Source organism: Pseudomonas sp. P4_C3 (genome assembly GCF_056402075.1).
Map to the genome: position 1 here is coordinate 1 of NZ_JBFUIC010000198.1, position 8563 is coordinate 8563.

Here is an 8563-nt window from a genome sequence, read left to right on the forward strand (position 1 = left end):
TGGTGGTAGGGCCGTTTTACCTCACTGGCGCACTGACGTTGAATGCAGCGAGCGTTGGGTTGGCAATGTCGACGGGGCCGCTGGTGGTCGCACTGGCAGGCGTACCGGCGGGCCGATGGGTCGATCGTCTGGGCACGTATCGAGCCAGCACGATTGGATTGATCGCCATGTTGACCGGCGCTTGCATCCTGCCGGCCTTGCCGATGGCGTTCGGTGTGCCCGGCTACATCGTGCCGCTGGCTGTCATTACCGCCGGWTATGCGCTGTTCCAGGCGGCSAACAATACCGCCGTSATGCYGGAWATTGAGKCGCAGCAGCGTGGTGTGGTGTCCGGKTTGCTCGGGTTGTCGCGCAATCTCGGGYTGATCACGGGCGCCTCGGTCATGGGGGCAGTGTTCGCCTTCGGCACGGCCAGCCAGGATATTTTGCAGGCGCAACCTGAGGCCATCGCACAGGGGATGCGGCTGACGTTCGCCGTCGCCGCCGGGTTGATCGTCATTGCGCTGGTGATTGGCGCGGTCAGCAAAATCGCTTCACGTCGCTTGATTGCGCAGTGCTGAAAAACGGCGCGGCTGTCGTGAAAACGACCTGTTTGCGCTGAACGCGAAGCCTTGCGAGTTTTCTGTTGAACGAGTGTTCAGTCTCGACTATGTTGGGGGCCACCTTCCCCCGGCTGGTTGCGGGCTTGCGTTTCTTCAATTCGAACGAGGCACTGGCATGCGGTTTTCACCCTTTGTAGAGCGGATCAGTGGCCAAGGCGTTGCCGCCTGGGATATTCACTACGCGGCCAGCGCGGCACAGCGCAATGGCGAGGACGTGATCATCCTCAGCGTCGGCGACCCGGATTTCCCCACCCCCGATTTCATCACCGACGCTGCCATCCACGCCTTGCGTGAAGGGGATACCCACTACACCGAGATCGCCGGCCGCCAGGCCTTGCGCGAGGCCATTGCCGGCCGCTACAGCCAACTGATCGACCGCGAACTGCAGGCGTCCAACRTCATTCTCACGGCAGGTGCGCAGAACGCCTTGTTCGCCACCTCGATGTGCCTGCTCGGTGCTGGCGACGAAGTGATTGCCTTCGATCCGATGTACGTCACCTACGAAGCCACGCTCAAGGCGTCCGGCGCCACGCTGGTGCGGGTACCCTGTGCCGCGGACTCGGGTTTCCGCCTTGATGCCGCCGTCTTGGCCAAGACCATTACCCCGCGCACCCGGGCGATCTTCTTCTCCAACCCGAACAACCCCACTGGCGTGGTGCTGGGCCGCGAAGAGCTGCAAGCCATCGCCGACCTCGCCATCGCCCGTGACCTGTGGGTGGTGGTGGACGAGGTCTATGAGAGCCTCGCCTACGAGCGCGAACACCTGAGCCTGGCGGCGTTGCCGGGCATGGCCGAGCGTTGCGTGGTGATCGGCAGCCTGTCGAAATCCCATGCCATGACCGGTTGGCGCATCGGCTGGGTCGTGGCCCATGAAGCCCTGGTCAACCATGTCGAAACCCTGGTGCTGAGCATGCTGTATGGCTTGCCCGGGTTTGTCATGGAAGCGGCGCTCAAGGCCGTGCAGTCCCATGACGAAGTCACCCACGGCATGCGCGAGATCTATCGTCGGCGCCGCGACCTGGTGGTGTCCGGCCTGGCGAATTGCCCGGGCATCAGCGTGCTCAACCCCGATGCCGGCATGTTCGTGCTGGTGGACGTGCGTGGCACCGGCCTGACCTCGCTGGAATTCGCCTGGCGCCTGCTGCGCGAAGCCGGTGTCTCGGTGCTGGATGCGGCGGCATTCGGCGAGCCGGCCCAGGGTTTTGTGCGGCTTTCATTTACCCTGAGTGAAGAGCGCCTGGCCCAGGCCTGTCAGCGCATTCGCGGCTTTGTTCAAGTGCTCAATGGCGAAGCGCCGAGGTTGGTGATCGGCACGGTGACCAGTACTGCGACCGTCGAACGGGCCGCGGTCAAGACCATGATCGAAGTCGATCGCCTGCACAAACGCTTCGGCAATATCGAAGTGCTCAAGGGCGTTTCCCTGACCGCCCGCGAGGGCGACGTGATCTCCCTGATCGGTGCCAGCGGCTCGGGAAAAAGCACCTTGCTGCGCTGCATCAACATGCTCGAAGTGCCGGACCAGGGCCGCATCCTGGTCGATGGCGAAAGCATTCACCTTAACCAGAATCGCCCCGGCGCACCGCTGGTGTCGGACGCCAAACAGCTTGTGCGCATAAGGTCGAGCCTGGGCATGGTGTTCCAGAACTTCAACCTCTGGCCCCATCGCACGGTGCTGGAAAACCTCATCGAAGCGCCGACCCAGGTCCTGCGTGAAAGCCGTGCGGAGGCCACAGAGCGGGCCGAAGCCCTGCTCGAACGCGTCGGCCTTGCGGCCAAGCGCAACGAGTACCCGGCGTTTCTCTCCGGGGGACAGCAACAACGGGTGGCCATCGCCCGGGCCCTGGCCATGCGGCCCAAGGTCATGCTGTTCGATGAACCCACCTCGGCACTCGACCCGGAACTGGTCGGGGAAGTGCTGCGGGTGATCCGCTCCCTCGCCGAAGAAGGCCGGACCATGATCCTGGTGACTCATGAAATGGCCTTCGCACGCGATGTCTCTTCCAAAGTCGCTTTTTTGCATCAAGGGCTGATCGAGGAAACCGGTTCGCCGGACGAAGTGTTCGTACACCCACGCAGCGAGCGTTGCCGACAATTCGTCAACGCTCATCAGACTCGCTAACTCATCATAAAAAGACGGGAAAACAACATGGGAAATCGACGTTTTGCAAACTGGTTGACCGGTGCGGCCTGCGTATTGCTGGCCGGCATGAGTACGGCCCAAGCGCAGCCGATCAGGTTCGCGGTGGCAGCGGAACCCTATCCGCCGTACACCGAAAAGCAGGCCAATGGTGAGTGGAAAGGCTTCGAAGTCGACCTGATCCACAAGCTGTGCAGCGAAATGAAAGCCGATTGCGAGATCAAGGAAGTGGCGTGGGACGGCATCATTCCGTCGCTGCTGGCGAAGAAGATCGACGTGATCTTTTCCTCGATGTCGGTGACCGAAGAACGCGAAAAACAGATCGCCTTCAGCAAGGCCTACTACGATTCGGCGATTGCCGTCGTCGGCCCGAAAGAGGCGTCGGTGAAGAAGTACCCGGATGACCTCAAGGGCAAGATCATCGGCGTGCAGAACTCGACCGTGAGCGCCAGTTATCTGAAGACCTACTACGAAAAAATTGCCGACGTTAAGTACTACGACACCCAGGACTCGGCCAACGCCGACCTGATTGCCGGGCGCATCGACCTGATGATGGCCGACGGCACCGCCATGGCCGCGTTCATCAAGACCCCGGACGCCAAGGACCTGGCCTACCTCGGCACCGTGCCTTACGACCCGATCTTCGGCAAAGGCGTGGGAGCCGGCCTGCGCAAGGACGACGCCGAACTCAAGGCCAGACTCGACAAGGCCATCCAGGAATTGCTGGCGAGCAAGGACTATGACGAGCTGTCCCAGAGCTACTTCGGCACCAGCGTGAAGCCGGCGTTCTGACTGAATGGGCGAAGCGCAAGTCCTGAGGAAAAGCAGATCCCTGTGGGAGCGAGCTTGCTCGCGATAGCGGTGGTTCAGTCACCATTGATATTGACTGGCATGGCCTCATCGCGAGCAAGCTCGCTCCCACAGGATCCGGCGGTGTGTTCACGACCGCATACTGGAGACTGAAATGCCGACAATGTTCGATCTGATCAATTTCACCGAGCAGGGATGGGGCAGTGCGCTGTTGAAGGGGCTCTGGATGACCCTGCAGATTTCCGCCGGGGCCTTTGTGCTCGGGCTGGCCATCGGGCTGGTGGTGGCGTGCCTCAAGCTGGGCGCGCCGAAGGCGATTGCAGCGCTGATGCGCGGCTACACCACGTTGTTCCGGGCGGTGCCGGAATTGCTGCTGATTCTGTTGCTGTACTACGTCGGCTCCATGCTCCTCAATTCGCTGATGACCCGGCTCGGCTACGACGTGGTGAATGTCAGCGGTCCGCTGGCGGCCATCGTGGTGCTGGGGCTGGTGCAGGGCGCGTACGCCTCGGAGATTTTCCGCGCGGCGATCCAGGCGATTCCCTTCGGCCAGATCGAAGCGGCCAAGGCATTCGGCCTGAACGGTTTCGGCCTGTTCCGCCGGGTCACGCTGCCGATCATGGCGCCTTACGCCATGGCCGGGATGGCCAACCTGTGGATCAACCTGATCAAGGACAGTGCGCTGATCAGCGTGGTTGGCACCAACGAGCTGCTGTACACCGCCAAGCAAGGCGCGGGATCGACGCGCCACTATCTGTTGTTCTACCTCACGGCTGCCGCGTTGTATTACGCGGTGACGTTGGCGTCGAACTATGTGTCGGGTCGGCTTGAGCGACGTATTCGTCGCTGGATGCCTCTTGTTGACTGAACCGGCAGAGAGAATGAAATGATTCCAGCGTGGATAGTTGAATACGCGGCACTGTTGGGCCGTGGGCTGCAAACCACCCTCGCGATTCTGTTGATCGCCAGTGTGTTCGGATTTGTCCTGGCGGTGTTGGTGGCGCTGGCGCGGATTTCGAAAAACAAGGTGATCGCCAAGGTCAGCCTGTTCTACACCAGCGTGACCCGCGGTACGCCGTTGCTGATCCAGATCTACATTTTCTACTACGGCCTGGGCAGCCTGTTTGCCCAGTTCCCGCTGATTCGCGGCAGTTTCCTCTGGCCCTACCTGCGCGACGGTTACTGGTACATCGTGTTCGCCCTGGTGGTGTCGGTCGGCGCTTATGTCGGCGAAGTGATCCGCGGTGGCCTGCTGGCGGTGCCCAAGGGTGAAATGGAAGCGGCCTCGGCCTTCGGCATGACCGCGCGCCAGTCCTTGCTGCGGGTACGCTTGCCCCGGGCCATGCGCCTGTTGCTGCCGACCCTGGCCGGGGAAACCGTGATGCTGCTCAAGTCCACGGCGCTGGCGTCGACCATCGCCGTGATCGATCTGCTCGGCGCCGCCAACGTGGTCCGCGCGCAAACCCTGCAGGTGTACGAACCCTTGTTGCTGGTGGCCGGGGTGTATGTCTGCCTGACGTTCCTGATCGAAGCGCTGTTTGCCTTTGCCGAGCGGCGCGGGACGCCGGTACGCAGGTCGGCCTGATGAGTTCGACAAGGGTAGACCGCCGTCAGCGGCACCCTGGCGATGATCTTCGGCCGGCATCCGTCACAGGGCGTCGTCGGTGCTGAATGCCCCGTGACGCAGCCCTTTTATCCAGCAGCGGCAGATATGCAGTCCGTTGGCGGCGCTGAAGGTCTCGGGGTTCAGGCACCACTCGAGCCAGAGACCGTCGAGCATCGCCGATAGGCCGATGGCGGCCAGGCGGGTGTCGTGAATCACGAAGCCTTCGCTGGCGGCCAGCCCGTCGAGCAACTGGCGGATCAGATCGAGGTAGGCGCGGTAGCTTTTTTCGTGGGACTGGCTGACGTGTTCGGAGTGACGGATCAGGCTCCAGAACACCACCCACACACCGAGCAGTTTCGGGTCCATGACCCTGGGCGAGAATGAGCCTTCCAGGAAGGCATCGACCTTTTGCGCGGGTGTCTGGGCCTGTTCGATTTCCTGGAGCAGGGCCGTGGTCAGTTCACTGGCGAGCCGCTGGTAGGTGTCGGCGATCAGTGCCTCGATGCTGCCGAAGTGATGGTTGAGCAACCCCACGGACACCCCGGCTTCGGTAGCGATGCGTCGCACGGAGATCCCGGCGTGACCGTCGCGGCTCAGGCAGCGCAGGGTGGCGGCTACCAGCATTTCGCGACGGTCATCGGGTTCGGCGCGGCGGTTTTTCGGGGCATCGGTCGTCACAAGGCTGTCCTTGGGTGAGGTTCCACGCTGCCGAGCTTAGTTGAACGTCTGTTCAATCACCAGCCTCGACAGCAGCGATACAGCGTTTTTCAACGGTCATGACAGGAGGGAAAGCCAATGCCGCAGGATATTTCGTTCAGTGTCAGCAACAACAACGGCGATGCTGTGCGGGTCGGTGCCTGGCGCTATGCCGGCGACGGCAGCRGGCCAAACGTGCACCTGCAAGCCGGCGTACATGCCGATGAAATCGCCGGGATGCTGGTCCTGCACCTGCTGATGCAACGACTGCAAACCGCCGAAACCCAGGGCCGGCTCAAAGGCAACATCACCGTGGTGCCGCAGGCCAATCCGCTGGGCATCGGGCAGTTTCGCCAGGGACGGATCCTCGGTCGTTACCATGACGCCACCGGGCATAACTTCAATCGTTCGTTCGACCAGTCGGCGGCCATGGAACGACCTTCGACCTGCGTTCAGCAATGGCAAAAGAAACTGGTGCAACTGGCCGCCCCGGCCGATGTGATACTCGATCTGCACACCGATGACGAGGCGCTACCGTACCTGTACGTGCACCGCAGTTTCTGGCCCCGTGGCCGCGAACTGGCGGCGGCGATGAAGATGGACGTGGCGATCATCTGGGATGACGGCGACGATGGCTCCTTCGAGGAAACCATCATTGCCCCGTGGCTGCGCGAAGGCGTCACCGAGCACCGCATGGCTGCGACCCTGGAGCTGCGCGGGCAGGGCGATGTCAGCGATCATTTCGCCGAGTCGGATGCCGAAGGGCTGTACGACTGGCTGTGCAGTTGCGGCGTCATCGATGAGTCAGTGGCGCCTGCAGACTGGCCCGTCGAAGCCGTGGAAATGGGCCACATGGAAACTATCCTCGCGCCGCAACCCGGCGTGCTGATCTTCGAAAAAGAGCTGGGGGATTTTGTCGAAGAAGGCCAGCGTTTTGCACGAATCCTTGGACGGCCGGGCGACCCGTCTTCCGAAGTGGTGCTGCACGCCGAGCAAGCGGGGCGCCTGGTGACGCGGTATCGCGATCGCCTGATACCCCAGGGTATGGGGGTGGCGAAATTCACCGGCAGCCGGGTGTCGCGTAACTGGAGTGGCGGGTTGCTGGACCCCAATTGATACGAAGGTGATTCAGCGCAGCGGCCGAAACGCCGTGCGCAGCTCCTCGACAAACAGCTCCGGCTGTTCCCACGCGGCGAAATGGCCGCCCTTGGCAGCCTGATGGAAGTAGATCAGGTTGCGATAGGCGCGTCGGGCCCAGCTCTCCGGCGGGAAATAGACATCATCAGGGAATACCGTGACGGCCACCGGCAGTGTGATGTCGCCGGTCTTCTGTGCCGCAGAAAAAAGCGGGCTGCGCCCTTTGTTTTCCCAATACAGCCGACTTGCCGAGGCGCCGCTGTTGGTCAACCAGTACAACGTGATGTCGTCCAGTACTTCATCCTTGCCTGGCGATTGCTGTGGGTCGGCGCCATACGACCACTTGGAAAATCCCGGGTGACCGAGCATGAACGCTGCGAGGAACGCCGGAGAATCCGTTACGCCGTAACCAATCAGCTGCGGCCGCGCGGCCATCATCGCGCTGTAGGCCAGGTTTCCCTGTTTAATCGATGCGGCCAGCGCGTCGTAGGTCGCACGCTCCTGCTCGGAATACCCCACAGGCGCGGGACCGCCGGCAGCAAGTGCTGCGGTCGCTTCCGGCGGGACCGTCGCCGGCAGGTTGAGGTGAATGCCCAGTAACCCGGGCACGGACTGGCGCGCCATGGCGCTCGTGATGGGGCCACCCCAGTCGCCACCCTGGGCAACGTAGCGGGAGTACCCCAAACGCTGCATCAATTGCCCCCAGATCCGGGCCACATGGTCCGGGTCCCATCCGGGCTCAGTCGGTTTGCCGGAGAAGCCGTAGCCGGGGATCGACGGAATCACCACGTCGAATGCATCCGCGCTATTGCCCCCGTGAGCAGCCGGATCGGTGAGCGGGCCGACCACCTTGATGAACTCCAGTACCGAGCCTGGCCAACCGTGGGTCAGGATCATCGGTAAAGCATTCGGCCGGGGCGAGCGCACCCAGATGAAATGGATAGCGACCCCATCGAGGGTGGTCGTGTACTGGGGCAAGGCATTGAGCTGCGCCTGGGCCTTGTGCCAGTCATAGTTCGTGCCCCAGTAGCGAACCAGCTCCTGCAGTTTCGCCAGCTGTGCACCTTGTGATCGATCGCCCACCGTCTCCTTGTCCGGCCAGCGCGTTGCCGCGATGCGGTTACGCAGGTCAGTGAGCTGTTGATCCTGGATATCGACGTGGAAGGGCACAACGGCGTTGGCGGCGGGAGCTGCGCTGACGAGGGGCGAGTGGCAGAGAGCGAGGGTCATCAGCAGAACGACGAAAGCAGATTTCATCTTCATATCCTCGCTGAGAGGTACGCGCTCGTCTGTGCCCGGAGCGCAGGGGCGAAGGCCGATGCTGCTCCTGAGACTGATCTCGTTCGACGGGGCACGCAAGAAGGTTTCGCGGACGATGGCACCGGGGCGACCATCGGCGAAACTCATCGAGCAGCATCGGGTGATGTGGGTGTAAGCGTGGCGGGGAGACCACCCCGAATCCCTGTGGGAGCGAGCTTGCTCGCGATGGCGATCGCCCAGCCAACATCAAACATACAAAAGTGTGGCGAGGGAGCTTGCTCCCGTTGGACTGCGCAGCAGGCCCTGCTAGCTGGG

8 protein-coding genes are annotated in these 8563 nt (G+C 62.4%); 6 read left to right on the plus strand and 2 right to left on the minus strand.

What is annotated here, in order from left to right:
* From AC1DVH_RS22605 to AC1DVH_RS22625, 5 genes are all read left to right on the plus strand, one after another.
* A partial coding sequence (locus AC1DVH_RS22605) for an MFS transporter (protein WP_477755692.1) occupies nt 1-560 on the plus strand: 560 nt, incomplete at its 5' end.
* Nucleotides 561-717: 157 nt separating this feature from the next.
* Nucleotides 718-2721 carry an aminotransferase class I/II-fold pyridoxal phosphate-dependent enzyme gene (locus tag AC1DVH_RS22610; protein WP_477755693.1) on the plus strand — a complete coding sequence of 668 codons (2004 nt, stop codon included), beginning with the start codon at nt 718-720 and terminating at the stop codon, nt 2719-2721.
* 27 nt (nt 2722-2748) lie between these two features.
* Entirely contained in the window at nt 2749-3531 is a 783-nt protein-coding gene (locus AC1DVH_RS22615) for a transporter substrate-binding domain-containing protein (protein ID WP_477755694.1), read from the plus strand.
* A gap of 172 nt (nt 3532-3703) precedes the next feature.
* On the plus strand, nt 3704-4417 hold the full coding sequence (locus AC1DVH_RS22620; protein WP_477755695.1) for an ABC transporter permease: 714 nt from the start codon (nt 3704-3706) through the stop codon (nt 4415-4417).
* 18 nt (nt 4418-4435) lie between these two features.
* Nucleotides 4436-5134: an ABC transporter permease gene (locus AC1DVH_RS22625; protein ID WP_223533165.1), complete on the plus strand. Its 699-nt coding sequence runs from the start codon at nt 4436-4438 to the stop codon at nt 5132-5134.
* Between the two features lie 63 nt (nt 5135-5197).
* Here AC1DVH_RS22625 and AC1DVH_RS22630 read toward each other — a convergent pair whose 3' ends face one another.
* Entirely contained in the window at nt 5198-5833 is a 636-nt protein-coding gene (locus AC1DVH_RS22630; protein WP_477755696.1) for a TetR/AcrR family transcriptional regulator, read from the minus strand.
* Between the two features lie 117 nt (nt 5834-5950).
* On the opposite strand from AC1DVH_RS22630, the gene AC1DVH_RS22635 reads away from it, so the two are divergent.
* On the plus strand, nt 5951-6967 hold the full coding sequence (locus AC1DVH_RS22635) for a M14 family zinc carboxypeptidase (RefSeq protein ID WP_477755697.1): 1017 nt from the start codon (nt 5951-5953) through the stop codon (nt 6965-6967).
* 12 nt (nt 6968-6979) lie between these two features.
* Here the strand turns inward: AC1DVH_RS22635 and AC1DVH_RS22640 are convergent, their stop codons facing one another.
* The gene (locus AC1DVH_RS22640; RefSeq protein WP_477755698.1) at nt 6980-8245 is read right to left on the minus strand and encodes an epoxide hydrolase family protein; all 1266 of its coding nucleotides are present in this window, start codon (nt 8243-8245) and stop codon (nt 6980-6982) included.
* Nucleotides 8246-8563 lie beyond the last annotated feature (318 nt).